This is a genomic window from Paenibacillus sp. PAMC 26794 (assembly GCF_000316035.1).
GTDB lineage: Bacteria > Bacillota > Bacilli > Paenibacillales > Paenibacillaceae > Paenibacillus.
Genome location: NZ_ANHX01000006.1, coordinates 1 through 24,150 on the forward strand (window position 1 = coordinate 1; position 24,150 = coordinate 24,150).

Sequence of the window (24,150 nt, forward strand, 5' to 3'; positions counted from 1 at the left end):
GGCCGTTCACAGTCCGTATCCCCACGAGCGGACAACATCTGGATGTCAACTCGTATCCGGGATATGGGGACCGGGACTATGCCAAATATTATCGAAATAAACAGGTGCGGTTTCCGTTCGACGTGTACAGTGCCGACCGGACACAGTTTTATCCAAAGAGTACCTGGATCGATATTCCGGTGGAGGTGCTCGATACGACTTTTTATCTGCCAGTATGGATAGATGAGGGAGATTACCAGGTGGAGTTCCGCAATATCGCTGAGAATGCACCTGCCGATTTTGAATCAATGTCCAGAAGCAATGCCCAACCCGACGCCAACACAGATCTAACCTATCATCTGGCCAGCGACGAAGTATCTGTGGAGGTCATTGGGAGGTTATACGACTTTGAAATCACGGACATTGCAGATTACAACTGGGAGCTTGTTTTCCGGCGGTTTAAGGGCAGCATTGCCCCAACCTGGATCAGCTACTGGACAGGAACGCAGGGAATTGATGGTGACAAACGAGGGAACAAACCACAGTTCACTGTACCGATTCGCCCAGGCAGTCATCCGCTGCAAGGGTATCAGAATGTGGCTGTGAAGACGGGATATCACTTTAAGTTTGATTTCAAAACCAAGGGCAATATGTTCGGGCCCAGAGACGGCATTCGTCTGACTCCGACCTTTGATTTTGTCAGTAAAGACGGGAAAACACGTGTACCGGTAGATCTGTATTACTCGACAAACCAGCGAAGTTTTATTCGAATTGGTTCAGCAGAGGATCAAGTCAAGCGGTTTGTCATTCTCAATGATCGGTTACGTCAAGTACCTTCGGAACAGCTACGAGATACGGCGACCTACAAATATAATCGCTATGGTGAAATTCATCCAGGGATGATGAGTGAACGGATGTATCAGGAGTATTACCGGGATAAATTTACGAAGATGAAAACCCCTGTAGGCGGATACAGTCTGCTTCTGATGCCGGAGCAATTACGTACGTTTATCGGACCCAAAACCAATATTCCGACTAATGCAAGTGCGGATGTACTTCGTGCGAATGCTGCCATTCAGCAGTGGTATGGAGAGTATAGTCTACCCGCCGAGCCTTACGTGGTTCAAGCAGGAACCAATCTGGCCGATTATGGGCGTACCCATGGTGGTTTGGATGCAAAGTCACCGATCTTCATGAAAAATGGTTATATCGTGGTCAACTTTAACTTGGAATCGATCCAGGAAGGGAATCTGGGGGCTCCGCATCTGCAATATATCCATGCACCGCTGATGAACCAATGGTTGCTGGAAGGATTTCAGCGTCAAGTCGAGGATAGCTACGGCAACTCGTTCACTTTAAGGGATGGAGATGTGGTGTTCTACCATGCCGACCGTTCCAGCAGAGATGATTTCAGTGCACAGGTGCCGCATTAAGCGAGAACGTACAGCTAAAACAAGCACGAAATATGCCAAACGTTTAGAACACAATAGGTTGAGATAAGCAAGAAATAGAGTCCGGCATTGGACAGATGGAGAACGCGATGAGTAGAATCCAAGTAACCCCGGAGCGTTTGTTTCAAGCCTCACGAGAGGTTGAACGGACTCGCGCGCAAATGGGAGATACACACGAGGAACTCGTTCGATTGATCCGCTGGATGGAATCGATGTGGTCCGGGATGGTGCGAGAACGGTTTTTAGAACGATTTGAAGAAACCCAGCCCCGCATGATCGAAACGCTGGAGCATTTGACCCACATTGCGAAGGAACTTCGAGACATTGGTGTCCGTTTTCAGCAGGCAGATGAGATGAGCGGGGCAGCAGTGGCAGGAACCATAGCTACAATGTCGATTGGGCTGAAAGCAGCAAACAGCCCTGACGATAAGGGATACCGGATGGCGTATAATTCGCAGTGGCATATGTGGTTGCCTGTGAACGAAAAAGGTGTGACGGACCAGGCTGCCCTGCAGGCGTACGAGAAGGACAAGGGTAAACTGGATAAGAGTAGCTTGAGTCAGGGCATGGGCCCAGTCGAGCCTCCAGATCAGGATCTGATCCAGTTACAGATTGAAGCGCTGGAGCTGAGGGTGAACCCGTTTACGGGAGAGCCTGTCACGGACTCTTACGCCAAGATGATGATCGCATCCCTGAAATGGAGCCAAATCTTAGGCGGGATTGGGCTGGTCGTTGGAAGCGCGAAAGGCAGCAAAGGTCCATACAAAGGACGTGGGACCAGTGCAGCACTGGACAAGGTGAAGCAAACAATTCGGGATGCGAAGGTGAAGAGAGAAAAGTCAAGTAAGAGTATCGATGGGACGGGTAAAACAGGAATTGTTTGGGATGATATCAAAGCAACTCAGCCTAATAATCCAGGTACAAATATTCCTAAATCTTTCGAAATAAATGTAAATGGGGAGAGGTATTGGGTAAATCCGAATGCTACTAAACATATGGTAGAATATTCAACTAGGACTCTATCGCATGGTCAAAAGTTAACTGAACAACAATTAATAAGAAGCTTCCAATCAGCTGTAAAAGAAGCCGCTGCAAAGGGCTACAAGTTTAATGAACCAGTAATAGTTGGAAATTGGGAATTAATATTTAGTCCGTCTAGGGAAGCTGGGCAATTACCAGTGATTAAACATGGCCTTTATATTCCTTAACAGGGAGGAAGAAGATGTTGAAATTAAAAGAAATATTAAAAGAAGAGATACAATCTTATTTGGAAACAGACTTTTATGTACCTGTAACCGTTGAGTATCCATTGAATGATATTACATCAAAAGAGCTATTTTATTATAGAATTTTTAATAAAAAATCATCTTTCATAGAAATTAAAGTGAACAGCGAATCTAAAAAAATATTTGGTATTACGATAGTATCTATTAATAATATTGAATGTTATTCAAAAGAACGGACAGATTTTAGTAGTATACCTAAATGTATAGGTAATCCAATTATCGATATTAATTTGTGGAAGAGTAAAAAGATAATTGATTCAAAAGATGATTTTACAGTCATGTACGGTGATGATAAGCTCTTTCTTTTACTTGAAGAAAGTTGCCAAACTGTAAAAATAATAGTTTTACCAAATGTTAAATTGCTACTAAATGGTGATAATGAGATTGTGGGTTATATATTCTATGATATTCCAAAAAATAAAAGGAAAGATTTGGAGGAAGGGATCATTGCTTCAACCAATACAGCAACGTTCACTGCCCCCTGATCGGGTTGTATGGTTCGTTTCCCAATTAACTCATCGTTACGCATTACAAAACTCCTAACCCGAATATAGGGTCTTAGAACTGAAGCAGATAAATGGAGAAATTCACTTCTGGATGAAAGAACTGCGAAAGCGAGCCTTCTTTGAGGATTAGATCTGTAAAAGAACAAATGAAGAATGTGAGATGGTGCATCTGATATACGGGATGCTCTATTAAGTGGTGAGCATCCCGAATTTTCTAAACAATTGAAGCTGTTCAAGGAAAGGAATACGTCATAGAAATATTATACATTTATCAAAATATGATTTTTGTGGAAATCTGAAGATGAATTATAAATGAGAATATTTAGTAAGTAATCTAGCTGTTTCCTGTTTCAAGGGACGTATAGAGTAGGCTGGGAGGAAGAAATATGGCAAGAAGAAAAAGTAAGGCGAAACAGGAAGAAGAACTATTTCAGGGACTAGCTGGCTTGGTTATACTGGGAGGCACTGCGGGTACATATTTATTAACAACTTCTTTGAAAGCTTCAATATGTGTTGGAGTTCTTGGAGTTATAGGTGTGGTTTCATTGATGCTTAGTCTTCAACGTAAACGAATGAAGCGTTTAAAGAGGTCGGGAATAGCAGAGATTGATCAAATGGATGGATTCCAATTTGAACAGTATCTTGGGCATCTTTTTCGTTCCCAAGGCTATAAGGCCGAAGTTACGAAAGCAATTGGTGATTTTGGAGCTGACTTAATCTTAGTCAAAGAGGGAAAGCGAATTGCAGTTCAAGCGAAGCGCTACAGTAAAAATGTAGGGATCAAGGCGGTCCAAGAAGCACAGTCCTCTATTGCGTATTATGGAACGGATGAAGCATGGGTTGTTTCCAATAGTGATTACACTTCAGCTGCGTATGAACTTGCAAAGTCCAATAAAGTGAGATTAATAAACAGAGAGACTTTAATTGAGATGGCGTTAGCCATGAGAGTTCAGGAAGTTGTTACAACAGAGGTTTCTTCTGAAATACATATACAGGAGAACACTTGTCCAAAATGTGGGAATAGTCTTGTTAAACGTTCTGGTTCAAGAGGGGACTTTTTTGGATGCAGTAGTTTCCCTAAATGTCGTCACACTGCACCAATGAAATGATTATAGAGAGCCAGAGTTTACAACAAAGAGACGTATTGAAGTATAGTAAAGGACTTCAACATTACATCATTATGTTTAAATTTGAAGTTAAACCAAAAATAGCATCTACCGATGTGGGCATCCCTGGATGCTATTTTTGGCTTTTTTACTTTAAGAGTGAGTTTTATCTTACAAAATGAAATGTATCTCTTATTGAGCGATGGAGTTGAGTTGATATTACTTCTGGACCGTGAAAGGGATATTCAATGAAGTCGGCTCTACAATGGTTTCTCCAGTATCATAGTCATAGATTCTGTTGAAAACCAATTCAATGGATTCCAGCTTGTCGGGATCATCTGTATAGACTAAACCATAGCCCATATTATCCATGACTACGCCGTCATATTGATGATATACATAGGGTTTTCTCATGAAATTACGATCTGCTGAGATAGGTTTACCCGTGTTTGGGTGAATGGAATTCAAACCGTAAAATCCGATATTTTGATCCGTTGTATTTTCGACACTGTAGATGATTTTGATATACGTCATATCAGGACCGATATCTTCTTGATTCAGAATAGAAATGTTTTTACGGGTATCATCTGGAATATTACTAGCCTCTAATAATTGAGCATCCATCATATGAATAGTTAATGGGCCGAATTCAATACTTTGCTTCAGAGGGACAGTTTTTAACAATTTTAATTGTCCGCCGTAATCAAATGTACCTGTATCTCCGGGTTTGGATAGAAACGGTGATGGTGCATGCACTTTCAAAAAGCTTGTCCTGAAGATTTTTAGCGGCTTGCTCGGATGGATTATAATCTGGTTCAAGTCCTTTTGTATGTTAGGTAATAGAATACTGACGAATCTATAAAGTGATTTAGATATAAGGACTCATGTGACAATGTAGGAGCTTCTGTTCAGTAAGGACTAGGAGCCGTTATGAGTGGATTATAGAACCATTCTATCTATTTCCAAATCTCATAAAAAGGGGAACATTGAAAAAACATCAAACCGATTGTGTTAGAATATATAGGAATTATGGAAGTTGGAGGATTGCAGTGGGAATACATAATGAGTTAACTCAAATTAGAGTTGAAAACCAATCAACTACTAAACAAAAAGTTTTTTCAATTGTAAGTGCGATAACGATCGGGGTGATTTTAGGTTTAGCGGCAAAGCTTGTGGATGCTCAGGGGATTCACCCCATATTTGACGCGATTGGTGGGCGTCTGGGTATTTGGATTTTTGTTGCCATACTCATATCAGTTTTTAGTCATTCGCCTAAATTAGCAGCAGTTAAGATATGTTTCTTTTTTGTGTCACTGCTAACTGTTTATTATCTATACACCGTGTTTTTCCTGCATTTTGTTCCAATGAGAGAAATTGTTTTTTGGGGGATGTGTGCAGTAGTATCTCCGGTGTGTGCTTATGTGATGTGGTATGCACGCGGCAATGGATTGGTACCTAGTCTAGTTTTATCCCTTCCAATCACAGCTCTACTGTCCGAAGGGTATCAATTGCGCGACGCTTACTTGCCAGAGCATACTCATTACTATTTGATCCCCATACTTATGGGAATATATCTAATCATGGTCATTGTTTTACTATTTATTGTTCCTACGAGCAGACTTAAATTTTTGATTATTCTACCAATATCTATAGTGTTGTCTTTCATCATGATATATTTTAATGTTCTAGGGTGGTTATTCGGTGGCTTGAACGGAGTGTTATAAATTACTTTAGAGATTGTCAAACCCAATACGACATTTCCTCTGAGAACGATTTATAAGTATAAGAGATTTTCCAGCACGTATATCAGGTCCAAGAATAGGTGAAAACGTCATCTTCAACGTGAGCGAGATGGTATCTTTTTCGATAATATAGAATAACTGGTGCTGGACGGCACTCACTCACCATTTTCTTCACTACTTAACCTAATAGTAGTTAAGTTCAAGCGCTGAATATCCTTGAAACCGAATACGAATTTACAAAGTATATATAAAGGAGGATATAATTAGTTGTTTATAAATTTGTACTCGGTTACATCCATAGAGGGGAGGACGGATATGCCATTTATTGGGGGAATCATTTTAATTTTTATCCTAGCATTTATTCTATGGTCATTAATGTTCCCGCTATTCAATAAAATAGGTAGTAGAATTTTGAAGAAATACAATAAATTCAAACAAGAGGAGAATGGTGATGAAAAATTCAAAGACGTTTAGAGTAGGGGCAATTGCGGTTGCATTAGTTATTATAGTGGGAGTGCTAATGGTGACCTTCTTTTTAACACGAATTCCTAATGGATATGTTGGGGTCGTTTATTCACCAAATGGAGGCGTAAAGGATAGTACACTGAGTCAAGGGTGGAAACTCGTTGGAGCGTTTGATAAAGTGACGAAATATCCGATCCGAATTCAAACGGTTGAATACAGAGATATTCAGATCGCTACTTCTGACGGGAAAAATATCACAATCGATTTTGCCTACAACTACCAAGTAGAACCAAGTAAAGTATCTTCTATATTCAATACATTTGGGCCAATTAGCATTCAAGAAATTGAGGATACATATCTCAAAACACGTTTCCGTGACGCAGCTCGTAAAGGTATCTCCAAGTTTACAGTCATTGATGTGTATGGTGAAAAGTCATCCGAAGCAGGAGTGGACGTCCAACAGCGTTTTTCTGATGACGTTAAAGATTTAGGTTTTATTGTATCCAACGTTACTGTAGGTGTTCCTCAACCTGACGCTAAGACTCAGGAAGCAATAGATAAGCGTGTTGAAGCTTCTCAAGAACTGGAACGTAAAACGACTGAACTTGAGATCGCCAAAAAAGAAGCAGATCGTAAGCGTGTGGAAGCGAAAGGTAATGCAGACAAACTATTGATCGAAGCAGAAGGTCAAGCTAAAGCAAACAAAGAGCTTCAACAATCATTATCGAGTCAACTCGTTGAATATGAAACCATCAAGAAATGGGATGGAGCCCTTCCATATGTAAGTGGGTCAAATACGCCAATGATTCAATTGCCGACTACAAAAACAGAGCAAAATAGCGGCGCGGGGAGCGTATCTCCCTAATCGCGGTTTGAAATGCACGCCTTGCTTTCTCACCAATTTAATGTGTTGAATTCTAATGAACAAGCCGGTCCAATCGTGGGCTGACTTGTTCATTTTGAGTCTTTTCAAAGGTACTATGAGGGATTTAGTTAAGCCATGGCATTGGATTCACCTGTCCAATCCTGTACAATGGATAACGACAAAAACAACGGTAGATTAAGGATGGATTAGCACGATGAGAATTATTATATCACCAGCTAAAAAGATGAAGATTGATACCGATCTTATGGCTATCGCACAGATGCCGCAGTTTATAAACGAGTCAGAACAGCTATTGAGTCTGCTTCAAGAGTTATCCTATGACGAACTCAAAGCGATGTGGAAGTGTAACGATGCAATCGCCGAACAGAACGTGGAGCGGATTCGGAATATGAATATAAAGGCAAATCTTACACCAGCCATCTATGCCTATGAGGGCATTCAGTATCAATATATGGCTCCGGGTGTTTTTCAAAATGAGGAATTAGAGTATCTTCAGCAGCATTTACGTATATTATCCGGTTTTTATGGCATGTTGCGGCCTTTGGATGGGGTTACCCCTTATCGGTTGGAGATGCAGGGCAAGCTGCAAGGTCCAGGCTTCAAATCGCTCTATCAATTCTGGGGCAGCAAACTCGCAGATCAGCTTCAATCAGAAAGCAACTGCATTCTGAATCTGGCTTCCAAAGAGTATAGTAAAAATATCACGCCTTTTCTGAGAGAGGAATCCCGGTTCATTACTTGTGTATTCGGACAAATGGTCAATGGGAAGCTTGTTGAAAAGGCAACCTGGGCTAAAATGGCCAGAGGTGAAATGGTACGTTATATGGCAGAGCATAAGATTGCAGAGGTGAAGGACGTAAGAAACTTTGATCGGTTGAATTTCGCTTTTTCAGAAGAACGATCCGACGAGAGTACGTTTGTTTTTATACAAGCAGAGGTACAGTAGCTGCTGTGCGCTGATCATGTACCAGAATGATAACTATTTGATTCAATTAAAGTCGCCAACTGGCGGCTTTTTTATTTTTCAGATATTAAATCTAAGTCCTAATCAAAATAGGAATCTATTTTGTATCAGGATAATGACAGGTTATATTTTAAATTGTTATCTGAGATATAAAAGGAAAAAAGTCCCTGAATTTAGGGACTAATTTACTATGTCCTAAAATAAGGAAAATGACGATAATGATTTATTAGGCTCCATTTATACATCTGTTGAGGGAGGAAATGGAGAAAAAACATAAAGGAGGAATAAAAATTCCATGAGTTTAAGAAAAGGTTTTATTGTTTTTCTGATGGCTTTGTTGTTGATTGGAACCATCTATCCGACTAGCGGTTATGCGCTTTCGAATCAATCGGATGCCATAATAACAACTGAAAGTAGCACGGAGAAAGTTGATGTTCCTATGGAGGAATCAACTTTAACAGACAACGAATATCTGGAAGATATTGATCCGGATTTCTATGAAGAACCGGAAGGTGTAGACGAAGTTATCGAAGAACCGGAAGATGAACCGACGGTTACTGATGATACATACGGGGACTATTTCTCTCCTCAAGCAATGGCCATGGCAGACGAAACTTTGACCATGAGTCCTGGAGATTCCTATACGTTCACGAATAACGGAAGTGCGACAAGATCGTTAAGTACTAATGCGGCGACCTCAAGAAGCAGTGCATACGATTACGTTATTTATAGACCAGATGGCAGCATCATGGGCGAAAACATGGACTCTACTAGCGGTTTATCAGTAGGATCAGGCTATACAGCTGTGATCACCTCGACGGGTCAGAATCCGTTTACAGTGACAATCCGTTCAGAATTTTCTTACAGTGTATCAGCTAACCCAGCCATGCTTAGGGTTACGTTATCCAAAGGAGAGAGCTATCGATACTTTAATGAAGGGACACAGTCAAGAGTTCTAAGTGCCGATACTTCCACAGCTCAGGACAGGAAGATAGATTACGCTTCATACAAAGAAGATGGTAGTCTTGTAGCTTCCAATTTCGAAACGACTGGGAAACCTTCACTTGCGGGAGGGAACGAAATCATTATTACTGGAGCGGGCTCACAGCCTGTTAGTGTTGGTTTTCCCTATGAAGTCTATACCGGTGAATGGAGCGATGAGCCAGCCTATACGCGTACAACGCTATATCAGGGAGATAGCTACCAGTTCACTAATATCAGTTCCAAATCCGATGCACTCCAAACGGATGGAACGACCAAAGATAAGCATGATTACGTTGTTTATCTTCCGGATGGAACGGAAAGTTCTACAGGGACGAATACGACCACTAAACCTACTGTAGCAGCAGGAAGAACCGCCGTTGTAACTTTGGTTACAGCAACGCCTGTAACATATGGTGTGCCCTATCGGACATTTGATGTCCAAAAAGCCGGTGGCGATGCAATTACTCGAATCACTGTATATCCTGGAGAATCTATGATTTTCAGTAATAATGGTTCGTTGGCCAATCCGATAAAAAACAATGCCAGCAGTACCAATGGAGCCCTTTTTGACTATGTTCTTTATACAGCAGAAAACGTCGTTCATTCGGATGGATTCAACAAAAATACTAATCCGATCATTCGCTCACAGGGGTACGCAGTCGTGACCGTAGTTGGGCAAGTCCCAATTGAGTTTAGTTATACGGATGATTTCTCGGTTGAAGAAAGCATGGAACCTGCGTACCATCGCGTAACACTCAAACAGGGAGAAAGCGTGACATTTTGGAATAACACTACTAATCGGGAATATCTCGACAGTGATGCGTCCACCACCCAAGGGCGGATCTTTGATTACGTCACCTATTATCCAGATGGTACAGAACGAAGTACAAGAAAAGCAACAGCGGTTGAACCAGTTGTTTACTATGGAAATAAAGCAGTAATTACAGGTGTATCTGCTCAACCTGTAACCATAGGGGCGATTTACACCATTTTTGATGTAGAGGATAGACCAAATGAAGCACTAAGTAAGATTACCGTATCACCGGGTCAATCGGTCAAATTCCACAATGGGGGTTCACTCAGCAACCCAATACGGAGTAATGCCAAAAAAATAGGTGCACTGTTTGATATTGTCGTGTATAAGGCAGACGGCAGAGCGCATAGTGACAAATTCAATAGCAATGTAAGTCTCGCTACCATTCCTTCTGGTGGTGAAGCCATCGTTACTGTAGGGGGAAGTACACCTGTATTATTTGAATACACGGATGATTTCTCTGTAGTGGACAGCCAGGAACCGGCTTATCTGCGCGTGACGTTGAACAAGGGTGAGAGCTATGCCTTTACCAACATAAGCTCAGATTCAAAAAGGCTTCGAAATGATGCCTCCAGCAGCGCGGGACGGGTATATGATTACACGATTTACAACGTAGATGGAACAGTGTCAAGCAGTAGAACAGCAACAGCGATCGAGGCGTATGTATTGGGTGGTAAAAAAGTTGTCGTTACCAACATCTCGGATCAACCCATAACGTATGGTGGGATTTACCGCGTTTTCCGTGGACAAGATGATCAAGTCCCTTCACCAGAATCGGAAATCACTGTTAACCAAGGGCAGAGCGCAGTATTTACGAATCCGGATTCAAAACCTGCTCAAATTGAACGAATCGCAGGAGTGAATTCCGTTGTGGATTATACAGTCTACGACAAATCTAATAAAGCATTGTATTTCGTGGAAGGTATGAGTCATGCAACATGGGATATTCCAGCAGGTGCAACGCTTGTTGTTACCGTAGTATCTACGGAACCTGTAACGATTCAATATCATTCTCCTGTGACAGCCAGCTCAAGTCAGGAGCCTGCACTTATCAAGCGGAATTTGACGCCAAATAACACGCTCTTGTTCTCGAATACCTCACCTTATGAGGCTATACTCGTTGGTTCTCCTTCTGAAGGAGGAACCTATGATTACGTTATTCGGAATCAGAATCAAGTTGTTGTTAAGGAAGGCAAGAACGCTACAGGAGGACAATTTGTACCTGGAAAGTCTGACATTCAGGTGCATAATGTGTCAGCTCAAACGCTGAAATTTGTAGGTGCTTATCGGCACTTTACGGTCAAGGAAGTAGAAGTGGAGTTTCTGACTTTGTATGAAAACACAGAGACGGCGCTTCCGACAGTTCAGCAAGGGAATGTATACTACCGATTTAGTCCGTATAGCTCTGACAAGTATCGGATTGCCATAAAGGAATCAGGTGATTTTTCTATTGAGCCTCGGATCGAATTGTATTCAGATAAGGAATTGAGCATTCCGGTAGCTGCTTCAATAGAGCAAGAACAGGTATATGGTGAGCAATATACCGTTCTTGAATGGGAGCTTGAAGGTGGACAGAATTATTATCTCAAGCTAAGTGAAAAAGAAGGAAAACCGATTCAGGGAGCCATAAAAGCAGCATGGATGAACATTCGTAATGACAATAGCTATGAGTACGGCTATGGCAATCAATTGCTTAAAGTCGTTCTATTTACAGGAGATCAAATTGTGTTTGAGTATGATCGCAACGGTAATTTAACGAAACGAACGAAAAAGATTTTCCCATTTAATTAATGATTGTCTAAATCTAGGTTGAGGTGATGGAGTGTTTAAGAAAATAACGATTATTTGGTTATGCGTCATATTGGTTCTTAGTGGGTTCGGTTCTTTTGGATATGGAGGACAAGCAGCAGCGGCGGCTGAAGGTAGGGATTCCCTCCCTTCCGCTACTTACATTACTATCCATAGTTTAAAAGAGCAATTTGGTATCAAAGAAGATTGGATTGAGAAAAAACTAGATCAAGGTTACTCGCTGTACCAATTGTATAAAGCTTTACAGACAGATCGCACAGGCGGCGAGGCTGCTGAAAAATGGCTAGAAGCACAAGAAATAAGCGAACCGATTCAAATGGAGGGGCTACGCCCTTCCGGATCATCACAGCAAAATAACTTCTCGATTAATGCTCTTAATGAGGATGCTCCAGGTACAGGAACAACCGTGGACGAAACTGGACTTAACCATGTAGATATCCGAGATGACGCATCGCTTTATATGACGTCTTATGGAGCAGAATCCATCTCAACTGCAACAGGGGAAATGATGATTCAGAGTACTGACCTTTCTCTACCTGGTCTCATTCCGTTTGATCTGACACGCGTCTATGACAGCGCTAGAGCGAGTGGACAGCTGGGCGTTGAATATGACGAAACGACACAGACGTATTCCAATATAGTTACGCCACGCAAGGAAGAACTCTCTGCTGGATTGGGGCAAGGCTGGCGTTGGGACATTCCTTTCATGGAAAAGCGTGGCGATCATCAGTATATTCTGATTCCAGGCGTGGGCAATTACCGCTTAAACGCGAACCTGGAACTGGAAGGTTACGTATGGAATGACTTAACCGTTAAGCGAGATGCGACCGTGACTGTTAATGGCGTATCTAGCACTTATCGTCTATCCATCCGAAACGGCTACGATTATCTATTTAATGAAGTCGGAGAACTGTTGCAAATTACAGATGGCTACCGGAATAGCGTGAATTTTCACTATACGACATTGAATGGAAACCAAGCCATTGCAAGAATTGAAAACAGTGAAGGTCAGGCGCTGACATTTGCTTATGACAAGCTGAAGGTTACTGTACAGCTTGCCGGAACAGATCGGAAAGCAACGTACACGCAACGTGAGGACGAAGGCATTCGCATTTTGCGAGAATACACGGATGCTCTCGATCGGACAACGACGTATACGTACTATTATCCGGAATCCAAATTCAATTTTTTACCTGAGTTGCAAAGCAACCAAAATGCTCAAGGTGTGATGCATACAGCGTTGCTATCGCGTATTACAAGCCCTTCATCAGCTATAACGGATTATGCATATATTCCGGCGCTGAAGCAGATTGGCGAAACTTCCTCCCATTTCGTATTCAAAGTAAGAGAACGCAAGAGCCAGTTTAGCACAACGGATGGCGAAGGCGTTCTGGACAAGGTTAACTTTGAGTACTCTGGAGAAGATCTGGACTCCTATGGACAATCAGCCACATGGACAACGAAAGTAAAAGCTGCACATACCGTGGATACGTGGGCGTTCTCCAAGACGTATAGTACCGCCGCCGAGCCAGACCTGGTTCGCGCTGATGAACATACGCTATCTGGAGATAATGTGATCTATTCCATGACATTGCAGTATGATAGTCAAACTAAACGAAATCTTCCGACTCAAACGACAGAGTGGGTGAGTGATGGTGGTCGTTCTAGTGAGAAGCTGACTACGTCTATCACATACGATACAAACGGCATGGTGACATCCGAGAAACAAAGCACAGGACAAGAATCAACGTATTCCTACGAAACGGGTAAAGCGCCTTACAACTGGATCAAACCTGTACGATTCACCACCAAGGTAAACAGTACGTTGGAAAGGTACACTGAAATAACCTACAATAATCAAGGCCATATGTTGCTGACCTCCACCAAAAATGGATATGGCGGACAATTGCTCACTGATTCGGAAGTGAAAATTGATGATAAAGGACGTATCAGCAGTTCAACTGACAAAGGCGGTATGCTGGCTAAAGATAGCACTGTTACATTCAGCTACCAACCTAATGCAGGGCATTTGTTGGAATCGACATCGATGGTTGTACATGATGCAGTTGGTAAAGAAGAATCTCTTGTGGTGTCATATAGCTATACGCCTTCCGGTGAACTGGAGACAACGGCGAATGCTTCCGGAGAGCAGGAAACGAATCAATACGACAAGGCAGGGCGTCTAATTCAAATTAAGCATGCCGATGGTACACAATCGACGACCGCATACGATGATACGACTAACATCATTACAAGCACATCGCCAGACGGCATTGTTACTTTCGAGCGTTACAATCCATTAGGTTTACTCGTGGAAGAGCAAACGGCGGACGCAACATATAAATATGCCTATGATGGCGAAGGAAACGTGACGGCTTCGGAAGATGCTGAGGGGAATGTGACGAGGTATGTGGTCAACGCGTTTGGGCAAACGACCGAGACCCAATATCCCGATGGAACTACGGATACAACAACGATTGATCCTGTTGGTCAAACCATAACGGTTCAGGATGCTTCAGGGTATAAAACTCGTGAAAAGAAAGACTTGCTGGGACGCACGACAGCAGTAGAAGAATACCGGGACAGCGCATTTGTACCTTTGCAGCAAAGTGAATATGACCTCAGCGGAAACGTGACTGCTTCTATTGATGGTAATGGGGAGCGCACAACATATACGTACGATGCGCTCGGACAAATCGCAACGGCAACCACGCCCAAACAAGAAACCAGCCGATATTTTTACAGCTATCAGGGCCAGGTGACCCAAGTTGTATCTGCTAACGGGCAAACGGTGACCAAACAATATGATGAACTGGGCCGGATCATCAAGCAGACCCCGCCGAAGTTGGATGGTTCTGCGACTACCTTCTATTATGATAAAAAGAGCAATCTGATCAAAAAGCAGGATCGGCTTGGGAAAATCACCGAGTATACGTATAACAGCGACAACATGCTTACAGGGTTCAAAGGACCGGATACCTCTGTATCGTATACGTACGACGAGATGGGTCGCAGAACATCGATGACAGATGATCACGGCAAAACAACCTATTCATACCGTGATACGGACGGTGTGCTCAGTGGGCTTGCCTTCCCGGATGGAACCCAGCTTGAATATGAAAACAATACCCAGCAGCGGTTGGGATATACTCTTACTGATGCAAACGAACAATCCTTGCGGATACACGGTGAACTTGACACGATGAACCGGGTCACTTCCATGGATATCACCTCGGGAACGGGGGGCGCTTCAGCACTCGCAGCATCGGCCCAGACGCCTGTGGATCGAATCACCTTTAGTTATACGTCAAACAGTTTGCTTGAAAACGTATCGTTTGGGAAAGGCCTTAGCACAAGCTATCAGTTTGACGGCTATGATCTGTCAGGAGTCACCGTTTCCCAAGCAACGACATCAATTCATCAATTCGACTATGAATACGATGGAAACAAAAACATCACGTCCCGTACTCAGAATGGGACAAGCGATCGGTTTACTTATGATGAACTTAGTCGCATCCAAACGGAATCGGGTTCGCTACAGGAAACATACACGTATGATTCGAATGGCAACCGGTACAGTACCGGAAGTGGTAAGGTATACGGACTGAAAGATGCAGAATATACCTATGACAGTCAGAACCGGTTGGTTAAAGCAGCCGGGGAAGGAAAAACAGTAACCTATAGCTATAACGGGGATGGATTGCTGTATGAACGCACCGAAGGCGACCAAACCACCCGCTATTACTACGATGAAGAAGCCAAACTCATGGCGGAAGCCCAAGTGACGTCCGGGAAAGCAGAACTAACCTATGCTTATATCTATGACCTGTATGGTCAACTGTGGGCACGTCAGGAGAAGCAAACTGGAAAATTGGAATACTACCAGTTCAATGGTCATGGCGATGTAGTCGGACTTGTGGATGATGCTGGTCAAGTATTGAACGAGTACACGTATGACATCTGGGGTGGACCACTCACAACGGAAGAAACGGTTCCTAATGTTCTGCGTTATGCTGGTGAATACTGGGATGAAATAACAGGGCTTCAGTATCTACGAGCTCGTTGGTACGATCCGGGCATGGCACGATTTATTGGCGAGGATACGTATGAAGGTGAACTGAATGATCCGTTGAGTTTGAACCTGTATTCGTATGTCAGTAATAACCCGTTAAAGTATGTGGATCCTAGCGGTAATATGGCAGAGCCTTACTATGCTCAAGAACTCAGACATATGCTGAAGGATGCTAAAGCGAAAGGTTTTAAAATAAACACTTCAAATTATAATCTGTATAAAAATACGATTCGAGATCGTTACGGCTTCAACTCTTTTTTAAATAAGAATCGGTATAATTACTTGTATGATATGGCATTGGGTAAAAGCCCTTATACTAAGTCTTCAGGTAATATTAGTTGGGCGACTGAACAGTTAGTTAGTGCGTTGATTAAAGGAAAAGAAGCAGAATATATTGCAGCACTTGCAATGGGATTTGTTCCAGGTGCGGTTCCTAAAACCAAAGGAACACAAACAACCCAAACAAAAAGCTCTATGTTTGGGGCAAATGGGACTCAGGTAACAAGTAAAACAGTGTGGAAAGAGCAGGGCAGTAAAGCAAGAATTGATGTTGAAAATCCTAACCCTGGCCAACGACCTGGGCAGGTTCATTATCAAGATGCGAATAATAAAAAGTATCTATTTGATTCGAAAAAAGGAGTATTTGTAGAATCAAATGGAAAAATTGCTCCAAAAAGTGTAAATAAAATGTTGGAAAATTCTGAATTTGTAAAAAAACTAAACGTAGGGCTAACAAAATATCTTGGCGAAAGTCCGTTTATTCCAAAATGAGGTGAGATTTTGATAATTAATTCCAAAATGCAAATGTACCTTGATGAATTAAAGAACATAGAAATACAAGATCGTAACTGTTCTATTGATTTCGGAAGTATTGAGAGCATTATTTTCCCTACTTTTATTGAATGGGATGATTGTATCCTTTTAAGACAGAAAGGAAATACTGAGTTACCGCCTCATTTTTCACCGAACCAGTTTATTTCAGATAGAACAGCATTTGAAGCCAATTTCAACCATATTCACCTAAATGATATGTTTGATGACGAACCTATCCAAATATTCAGAACTGCCATAAAGATTCTTGATGTATGGGCAGCCGTACTCTATAGACAGTTTTCTGCGCAAAGAAACTTTATTCTCATCCTTTCTTATGATGGGGAAGAAATAGTTTTACGTTTCTATTCGACTAGAGAGTATGAATCACCGTGGCTTGATATTTCATCAATAGAGTCATACTTGGATGGACTGATGATAATCGAAATATAAACTACTTGACCTTGAAGATTTTCACACTTCATGTCGAGGGACAAGAACATGTTCCCATTAAGTCGCTATTTTAGCGGCTTTTTTTATTTTATCGGTACATGTTCGTGTCCCGAGCCAAGGACAAAAACTTGTACCGATTACTCGAATTTACACAACGTAGTTAACACGAAGCAGTATAAAAAGTGGGGAATTTTTTGGAAATTATAAATAATATATACGTACTAGAGCTGCCGCTAAAATTAGCAACTATAGGCGGAAGCCCAAGTGACGTCCGGGAAAGCTGAACTAACCTATGCTTATATCTATGACCTGTATGGTCAACTGTGGGCACGTCAGGAGAAGCAAACTGGAGAATTGGAATACTACCAGTTCAATGGTCATGGCGATGTAGTCGGACTTGTGGATGATGCCGGGCAAGTGTTGAACCAGTATACGTATGATATCTGGGGTGGATCACTCACAACGGAAGAAACGGTTCCAAATGTTCTTCGTTATGCAGGAGAGTACTGGGATGAGACGATAGGACTCCAATATTTGCGAGCACGCTGGTATGATCCAGGCATGGCACGTTTCATTGGTGAGGATACGTACGAGGGAGAATTGAATGATCCATTAAGTTTGAATTTGTGCTCCTATGTAAGTAATAATCCGTTGAAATATTTAGACCCGAGTGGGCATATGGCGTAGCCCTACTATACTCAAGAGCTAAGGTATATGTTACGGCTTTAACTCTTTTTTAAATAAGAATCGGTAAAATTACTTGTATGATATGGCATTGGGTAAAAGCCCTTATACTAAGTCTTCAGGTAACATTAGTTGGGCGACTGAACAGTTAGTAAGTGCGTTGATTAAAGGACAAGAAGCAGAATATATTGCAGCACTTGCAATGGGATTTGTTGGTGGTAAAGCTACCGGATCCAAGAAAGGGAAAGGCCAAGGCGGAGCTCTCAGTCCAACGGCTAAAATTAGTTTCAAATCAGATTTATTTAAACGGTATGAATCCCATGTGTTTTCTCAGGATCACATTAAAAAAGGGATCATGAAACTTGGGAAAGATAGATTGTCTATTTTTAACAGTGTAACTAGTAAGATAGGGCAAGTTGATCCTAGTAAAATTAAAATAGGTTCGAACCAGATGTTTACAAAAATCAACGGTCATGAAGTAACAATTAGGTTTTTTGCTGACAAGAACGGCACCATAATTAATGTAGATGCCTTTATGGGCAAGACTACTCGCCTTCTTGGTAACCAAATTAATTAGAAATGAGGATTTTGATGAATGATTTATCCATTCAGAATATTGTCAATGGGTTAGTGAATCAGTCGACTGGAGAGTCCATGGAAGAAGCAGAGAAGTTAATTCTTGACTATCTAAATAAGTTTCCTCAGGACGTAGACGCATGGGCAAGAGTAGTCTTATTGCAAACATTACCTCCTTTTGGAGATTATCAAAGAGCTATATCATTGTTAGATTCGGCAATGGAGTACAATGGTAATGTTTCATATTTCACAATACTTTCAAGTTTTTTCAGTGAATGGTTTATGGGTGGAATGAATGATTTCCAACTTGAAAAATTAATGCAATTAAAGAAAAACTCCAGTGATACACAAACGAAAGCCATTATATTGTATTTGATGGCATGGCATTACGAATCTACAAACAAAAATAAGTTTGTTACTCTTGTTGATGAATCAATTAAAACATGTGATTATCTTGTAATGAATTGGGTTGATTTAGGAAATTACTATTTACAAAATGGAGAAATGGATAAAGGAAAACTATTAATTCAGAGTGGATTGGCTAATGTTAAACTTATTTATAAGGAAGATACATGTTACGAAGATTATGACTCACTAGATGTAATCAGGTTTATTAATGAACGAATTACTGGCGTCTTTATGACAGAGGGAAGATACAATTCAATTGTTAATTTAATTTAACAACTACCTAAATTTATTCTTTGAAAGAGGATTAGCATGAAAACACAGTTGGTCTATAGTCGATAGAAGAATGCGAATTGATTAAATTCAGGTACTCACAAGTTTCAAAGGTTATACAATGGATGCAACTAACTCTTGATTCTTATTTAAAGTACAAATAAATTTTGAACTTAAAGTTTCAAAATGTAATGAACAAGCCAGTCCATTAGCGGGCTGGTTTGTTCGTGTTTGAGTCTTTTTAAAGGACCATGACAAGTGACGGGGCGAGTATGTTTTAACATTGGAATCGGCTGATTGATCCTGTACTATGGATAACGACAAAAACAACGGTAGATTAAGGATGGATCAGCACGATGAGAATTATCATATCACCAGCTAAAAAGATGAAGATTGATACCGATCTTATGGCTATCGCGCAGATGCCGCAGTTTATAAACGAGTCAGAACAGCTATTGAGTCTGCTTCAAGAGTTATCCTATGACGAACTCAAAGCGATGTGGAAGTGTAACGATGCAATCGCCGAACAGAACGTGGAGCGGATTCAGAATATGAATATAAAAGCAAATCTGACACCAGCCATCTATGCCTATGAGGGCATTCAGTATCAGTATATGGCTCCAGGTGTTTTTCAAAATGAGGAACTGGCGTATCTTCAGCAGCATTTACGCATATTATCCGGTTTTTATGGCATGTTACGGCCTTTGGATGGGGTTACCCCTTATCGGTTGGAGATGCAGGGCAAGTTGCAAGGTCCAGGCTTCAAATCGCTCTATCAATTCTGGGGTAGCAAACTCGCAGATCAGCTTCAATCAGAAAGCAACTACATCCTAAATCTGGCTTCCAAAGAGTATAGCAAAAATATTTTGCCTTTTCTGAGCGAGGAAACCCGTTTCATTACTTGTGTATTCGGACAAATGGTCAATGGGAAGCTTGTTGAAAAGGCAACTTGGGCCAAGATGGCCAGAGGTGAAATGGTACGTTATATGGCAGAGCATAAGATTGCAGAGGTGAAGGACGTAAGAAACTTTGATCGGTTGAACTTCACTTTTTCAGAAGAACGATCCGACGATAGCACATTTGTTTTCATACAAGGAGAGGGAAAGTAGCCTGCTGTGCAACGGTAGGTTCCTATACAAAGTCGCGCCCTCTAATGTCACAATGAGAAAAGACGCAGGGGGATGTTATCCCTGCGTCTGATCAAGAATCAAATCCGTGTCTAAAGCTGATGAGCTTTTGGGCTTACTTCCCGTATTCCTCATGATAGAACCAGGATAGCCAATTCCTCCAATATTCATATTACATCCTTCCTGTTAACGAACATTAATCCAAGCGGTCCACTGTGTTGGAATATTAATGGAATATACCGTACCTACAAATTGTCCCCCTGTACTAGGCGCTTCATAAACCCAAGAATAGGCCCAAGCATCTACGACACGATCACCGTCCAGATCAATAGCTTCAGACCAGTTGTTTGTCATTGTACTGCCGGCGAGTGTGCCGTAGTGACTGCTGTCATAACCGACCTGGAAAGTAATACACTGAATCCAAGCCCCACCATGATCATTGGTTGTGGAGAGTGGGTTGTTATTGAAGCCGTAAATTTCTTGGCCGCCATTAGGAGATACGACACCGTATACATTAATGTGAGATACTTTCGGAGCAGGCGCAAACAGAACTGGACCACCCGCATTATCAGCCTTCTGCGATTCAAACTCAGCCTTAGCCGCTTTCACAGCTTCACGGAATTCTTTGGAATTAATAATTTCTTCCTTTGTCATAGGTTTGGCTTGAGTCACGTCACCGTCTGCATAGGCAGCTACATTAAACGAAAGCACTAGAACAAGAATAAGAGCTAAACTAATCAATTTTCTCATAGCAATAAATTCCACCTTTCTTGTTATGGGTATTTTTTTACAAAAACATGCGGTTACGACAAATAGACCTGCTTGCAGCTTAAAGCCTCTTGCCCTCCTCTCTTTTAAAGATGGTTCTTCCCCTTTTTTCTTTACTGAAAAAGAAATTAAGGAGGTAGAACTCTACAGGCTAGAAAACTCTATGAAGTAGGAATGTATATGTAAAATGAATGCCTGCCAATGATTATGTGTTGCAGACAAAATGTAAAACTCATTTATACGCATTGATATCTTAGCTATGATAGGCTCTGATACCCATCTTGAAAATAGATGATTCCAAAATAAATATTTAAATTGTAATATATTCCATTTATATAAACATATAGTACAACTAATCGTCAGCACAGTCAAGTTTGTTAATTAATTCTATTATCTGTAAAAAATAGATCTTAAAAGACAAAAAAAGCTGTCGAGGGACAAGAATATGGTCCCATTAAAGTCGCTATTTTAGCGGCTTTTTTGTTTAATCGGTACAAGTTCTTATCCCGAGCCATGGACAAGAACATAGTCCGATTGCCGATTAGGCTAATATCTAATTGTTATTTTGCCTGTTAATTCATTAAGCTAACGGGCAGTTGATTTAACTTGAAAGTTCGCTATTATATAATTAGAAAAATCATTTTTCCCGGAAAATAATAATGAAAGAACACAAAGGAAAAGTGTATTACGAACGTGAGACGGTGGAACTTCGAGAAAAAAGCTTACGAGCTCAAAAACTTGTGAAGACATATAATGGTTGCGATCCAGAGGAGAAGAAATAATATGTGCGACAAGACAACGCAAAAAAGATCACTTCATTGTAGAATATAAGAATTATGAGATGGGCGGGAATTGTACATTTTTTCGGGGGAAGATCTTTATTATGTGTACTAGGAAAGAATAAGCGGGTCTTATACAATAGCATTAGAGATTGTAAACGCTTGCTTTGAATTCTAAGGATGCAATCAATGAATTACCGTAATAGCCGGATATTTGAGCGCTATTCCTGGACCGAGCGCGGGAATGCCTACATGCTGGACGATGAGGCGCCTCCCGTGTTCGCGTGCCTCAGCCAACGGCTTCACCGGCATCTACCTGGGGCTGCGCGCCTCGGGCAACTGTACAGAGAACGTTAGCCCTGCTTATTATGAAGGATTCTATTATTCCAATACCAAAGGAGATGCCTTATGAATCAACAACAACAACAACAACCTAAGCCCCACCAGCCGCTCGTAACCCACATCTTCACTGCAGACCCGTCCGCCCATGTCTACGAGGGCAAAATCTACATCTATCCTTCCCATGACCTTGATCATGACGAGCCGAGCAACGATAACGGCGACCAGTATAAAATGGAAGACTATCATGTCCTCTCGATGAACAACTTCGATTCCCCGGTGGTCGATCACGGCGAAGCGTTGCATCTGAGAGATATTCCGTGGGCCTCCAAGCAGCTCTGGGCACCGGATGCCGCTTATAAGAACAATACCTATTACCTGTTCTTCCCAGCACGGGACCATGACGGCATCTTCCGTCTGGGTGTGGCAACATCAGAGTCTCCGGCAGGCCCGTTCACGCCGCAGCCGAATTATATGGAAGGCAGCTTCAGCATCGATCCGGCCGTACTGGTGGATGACGACAATCAGTCATACATCTATTTCGGCGGACTCTGGGGTGGCCAGTTGGAGAAATGGCAGACCGGCAGCTTCGTGCCATATGCAGAAGGACCGACTCCTGACCAGCCGGCGCTTGGACCGCAAGTTGCACTGCTTAGCGACGACATGCTGTCCTTCCAAGGCAAGCCTGCCGAGATATCGATTGTCGATGAAGACGGGAATCCGATTCTGGCCGGGGATGAGGAACGGAGATATTTTGAAGGCCCATGGATGCATAAATATAACGGCTATTACTACCTGTCCTACTCTACAGGAACCACGCATAAGCTCGTATATGCGATCGGCAAGAACCCGATGGGACCATTCACGTTCAAGGGCGAGATTCTCTCTCCGGTTATAGGCTGGACAACCCACCACTCCATTGTGCAAGTTGAAGACAAGTGGTATCTGTTCTATCACGACAGCTCCCTGTCGGAAGGCGTCAACCACAAGCGCTGCGTTAAATATTCCGAGCTGAAATACAACGAAGACGGAACGATCCAGAAGATCAATCCTTATCCGGGTGCTGAGTAAGCTGGCAGGTTAGCGGAAACAGATAAGATTACAAGATAAGGCATAACATGAGGCAGCTCCTGACGGGGCTGCTTTTTTGATAGGAGGATTAGTTGTGTCACTCAAACTTGGAGAAAATCTCTGCTGAATAAAAAATATTTTTACTGTGACACTATGTGTAGAACAGTAGAAAATGATTCTTTCTATAGAGGACCATTTTGAAACAAACCTACTTAGATGAAGTTATAGAACATGTAAAACATATAGAGAACACAGATTTCTGGTATTTACATACCAATACGAAGGTGTCAGCAATAACTGGTGCTAATTTGATTAAGGCTGGTGAGTATTTTTATATTCTATTTGAAGTTGAGGATGAATTCGATTTAGAAGCTATTCAGAGGAGATTCGATGAAAAAAATCCTTTGTTTAGAGTGGAAGCAGTACTTGATAACAATACAATGTAGTGAATGTTTTTGACCGATTAATGAACCTACATTAGACTTTCTACATGATATATTTGTTTTGTGGAAATCGGGCGAGAATGAAACGCACAGCTGCAATAGCGGCATATGACTGGGGCGTTCCTCTTCTCGCCTTTTCCAATTCTCAGCAAAACAACTGATGGGACAACCGGGAGGCATTCGAGCAAAGGGGAACTCCTGATAGAGTTTCTGGCTATGCTCCTTCGGTTGTTTTGCTGTTTATAAATTCAATATAGCCTCTCGGCATTCGCCGATGTTTGGGCTTGTATTGATTATTTTATTTTGACGGTTTGTCAAGTCAAGTGCGACAGTTCCTCTGTGAAAGATTCGTGAGCGG

At 41.8% G+C, this 24,150-nt stretch carries 19 protein-coding genes and 1 pseudogene; 18 read left to right on the top strand and 2 right to left on the bottom strand.

The annotated features are described in order from the left end of the window. The 4 genes and pseudogenes from D829_RS0103720 to D829_RS0103735 form a co-directional block, all read left to right on the top strand. Positions 1-1,412 (top strand): annotated as a pseudogene (locus D829_RS0103720) (bacterial surface protein); the annotation flags it as partial. A gap of 107 nt (positions 1,413-1,519) precedes the next feature. Next, positions 1,520-2,638 (top strand): WXG100 family type VII secretion target, encoded by a 1,119-nt coding sequence (locus D829_RS32315; protein ID WP_017687496.1) that lies wholly within the window; start codon positions 1,520-1,522, stop codon positions 2,636-2,638. A gap of 14 nt (positions 2,639-2,652) precedes the next feature. Further along, positions 2,653-3,201: a hypothetical protein gene (locus tag D829_RS0103730; protein WP_017687497.1), complete on the top strand. Its 549-nt coding sequence runs from the start codon at positions 2,653-2,655 to the stop codon at positions 3,199-3,201. A 407-nt stretch (positions 3,202-3,608) separates the two neighbouring features. After that, on the top strand, positions 3,609-4,331 hold the full coding sequence (locus D829_RS0103735; protein ID WP_017687498.1) for a restriction endonuclease: 723 nt from the start codon (positions 3,609-3,611) through the stop codon (positions 4,329-4,331). 216 nt (positions 4,332-4,547) lie between these two features. Here the strand turns inward: D829_RS0103735 and D829_RS0103740 are convergent, their stop codons facing one another. After that, positions 4,548-5,090, bottom strand: a complete 543-nt coding sequence (locus tag D829_RS0103740; protein WP_017687499.1) for a hypothetical protein — start codon at positions 5,088-5,090, stop codon at positions 4,548-4,550. 287 nt (positions 5,091-5,377) lie between these two features. Between D829_RS0103740 and D829_RS0103745 the strand changes: the two genes are divergently transcribed. The 11 genes from D829_RS0103745 (at position 5,378) to yaaA (D829_RS0103795) (ending at position 20,374) form a co-directional block, all read left to right on the top strand. Next, positions 5,378-6,052 (top strand): hypothetical protein, encoded by a 675-nt coding sequence (locus D829_RS0103745; protein WP_017687500.1) that lies wholly within the window; start codon positions 5,378-5,380, stop codon positions 6,050-6,052. A gap of 333 nt (positions 6,053-6,385) precedes the next feature. Further along, positions 6,386-6,544, top strand: a complete 159-nt coding sequence (locus D829_RS33900) for a hypothetical protein (protein ID WP_165789856.1) — start codon at positions 6,386-6,388, stop codon at positions 6,542-6,544. Then, entirely contained in the window at positions 6,522-7,400 is an 879-nt protein-coding gene (locus tag D829_RS0103755) for a prohibitin family protein (protein ID WP_017687502.1), read from the top strand. Before D829_RS33900 ends, D829_RS0103755 begins: the two co-directional genes overlap by 23 nt. A 214-nt stretch (positions 7,401-7,614) precedes the next feature. After that, a complete protein-coding gene (yaaA, locus tag D829_RS0103760; protein WP_017687503.1) occupies positions 7,615-8,367 on the top strand; it encodes a peroxide stress protein YaaA in 753 nt (250 codons plus the stop codon). A gap of 313 nt (positions 8,368-8,680) precedes the next feature. Beyond that, positions 8,681-11,974, top strand: coding sequence for a hypothetical protein (locus D829_RS30345; RefSeq protein WP_017687504.1), 3,294 nt, complete (start codon positions 8,681-8,683; stop codon positions 11,972-11,974). A gap of 31 nt (positions 11,975-12,005) precedes the next feature. After that, complete coding sequence (locus D829_RS30350; RefSeq protein WP_017687505.1) at positions 12,006-16,835, top strand: RHS repeat-associated core domain-containing protein; 4,830 nt, start codon at positions 12,006-12,008, stop codon at positions 16,833-16,835. Between the two features lie 9 nt (positions 16,836-16,844). Next, positions 16,845-17,327 carry a hypothetical protein gene (locus D829_RS0103775; RefSeq protein WP_017687506.1) on the top strand — a complete coding sequence of 161 codons (483 nt, stop codon included), beginning with the start codon at positions 16,845-16,847 and terminating at the stop codon, positions 17,325-17,327. Positions 17,328-17,591: 264 nt separating this feature from the next. After that, positions 17,592-18,014 carry an RHS repeat-associated core domain-containing protein gene (locus D829_RS0103780; protein ID WP_017687507.1) on the top strand — a complete coding sequence of 141 codons (423 nt, stop codon included), beginning with the start codon at positions 17,592-17,594 and terminating at the stop codon, positions 18,012-18,014. An 82-nt stretch (positions 18,015-18,096) separates the two neighbouring features. Continuing rightward, positions 18,097-18,588, top strand: a complete 492-nt coding sequence (locus tag D829_RS0103785) for a polymorphic toxin type 35 domain-containing protein (protein ID WP_152416940.1) — start codon at positions 18,097-18,099, stop codon at positions 18,586-18,588. 14 nt (positions 18,589-18,602) lie between these two features. Further along, positions 18,603-19,268, top strand: coding sequence for a hypothetical protein (locus D829_RS0103790; protein ID WP_017687509.1), 666 nt, complete (start codon positions 18,603-18,605; stop codon positions 19,266-19,268). Between the two features lie 353 nt (positions 19,269-19,621). Then, positions 19,622-20,374: a peroxide stress protein YaaA gene (yaaA, locus tag D829_RS0103795; RefSeq protein WP_017687510.1), complete on the top strand. Its 753-nt coding sequence runs from the start codon at positions 19,622-19,624 to the stop codon at positions 20,372-20,374. A gap of 204 nt (positions 20,375-20,578) precedes the next feature. On the opposite strand, the gene D829_RS0103805 is transcribed toward yaaA (D829_RS0103795), so the two are convergent. Next, positions 20,579-21,142 (bottom strand): DUF4879 domain-containing protein, encoded by a 564-nt coding sequence (locus tag D829_RS0103805; RefSeq protein ID WP_017687512.1) that lies wholly within the window; start codon positions 21,140-21,142, stop codon positions 20,579-20,581. 677 nt (positions 21,143-21,819) lie between these two features. Here D829_RS0103805 and D829_RS33320 point away from each other — a divergent pair. The 3 genes from D829_RS33320 to D829_RS0103815 all read left to right on the top strand — a co-directional run bounded on the left by D829_RS33320 (position 21,820) and on the right by D829_RS0103815 (position 23,795). Then, positions 21,820-21,942 (top strand): maltose acetyltransferase domain-containing protein, encoded by a 123-nt coding sequence (locus tag D829_RS33320; RefSeq protein ID WP_152416941.1) that lies wholly within the window; start codon positions 21,820-21,822, stop codon positions 21,940-21,942. Positions 21,943-22,347: 405 nt separating this feature from the next. Then, entirely contained in the window at positions 22,348-23,349 is a 1,002-nt protein-coding gene (locus tag D829_RS0103810; protein ID WP_017687513.1) for a glycoside hydrolase family 43 protein, read from the top strand. Positions 23,350-23,546: 197 nt separating this feature from the next. Next, a complete protein-coding gene (locus D829_RS0103815; protein ID WP_017687514.1) occupies positions 23,547-23,795 on the top strand; it encodes a hypothetical protein in 249 nt (82 codons plus the stop codon). Positions 23,796-24,150: the final 355 nt, after the last annotated feature.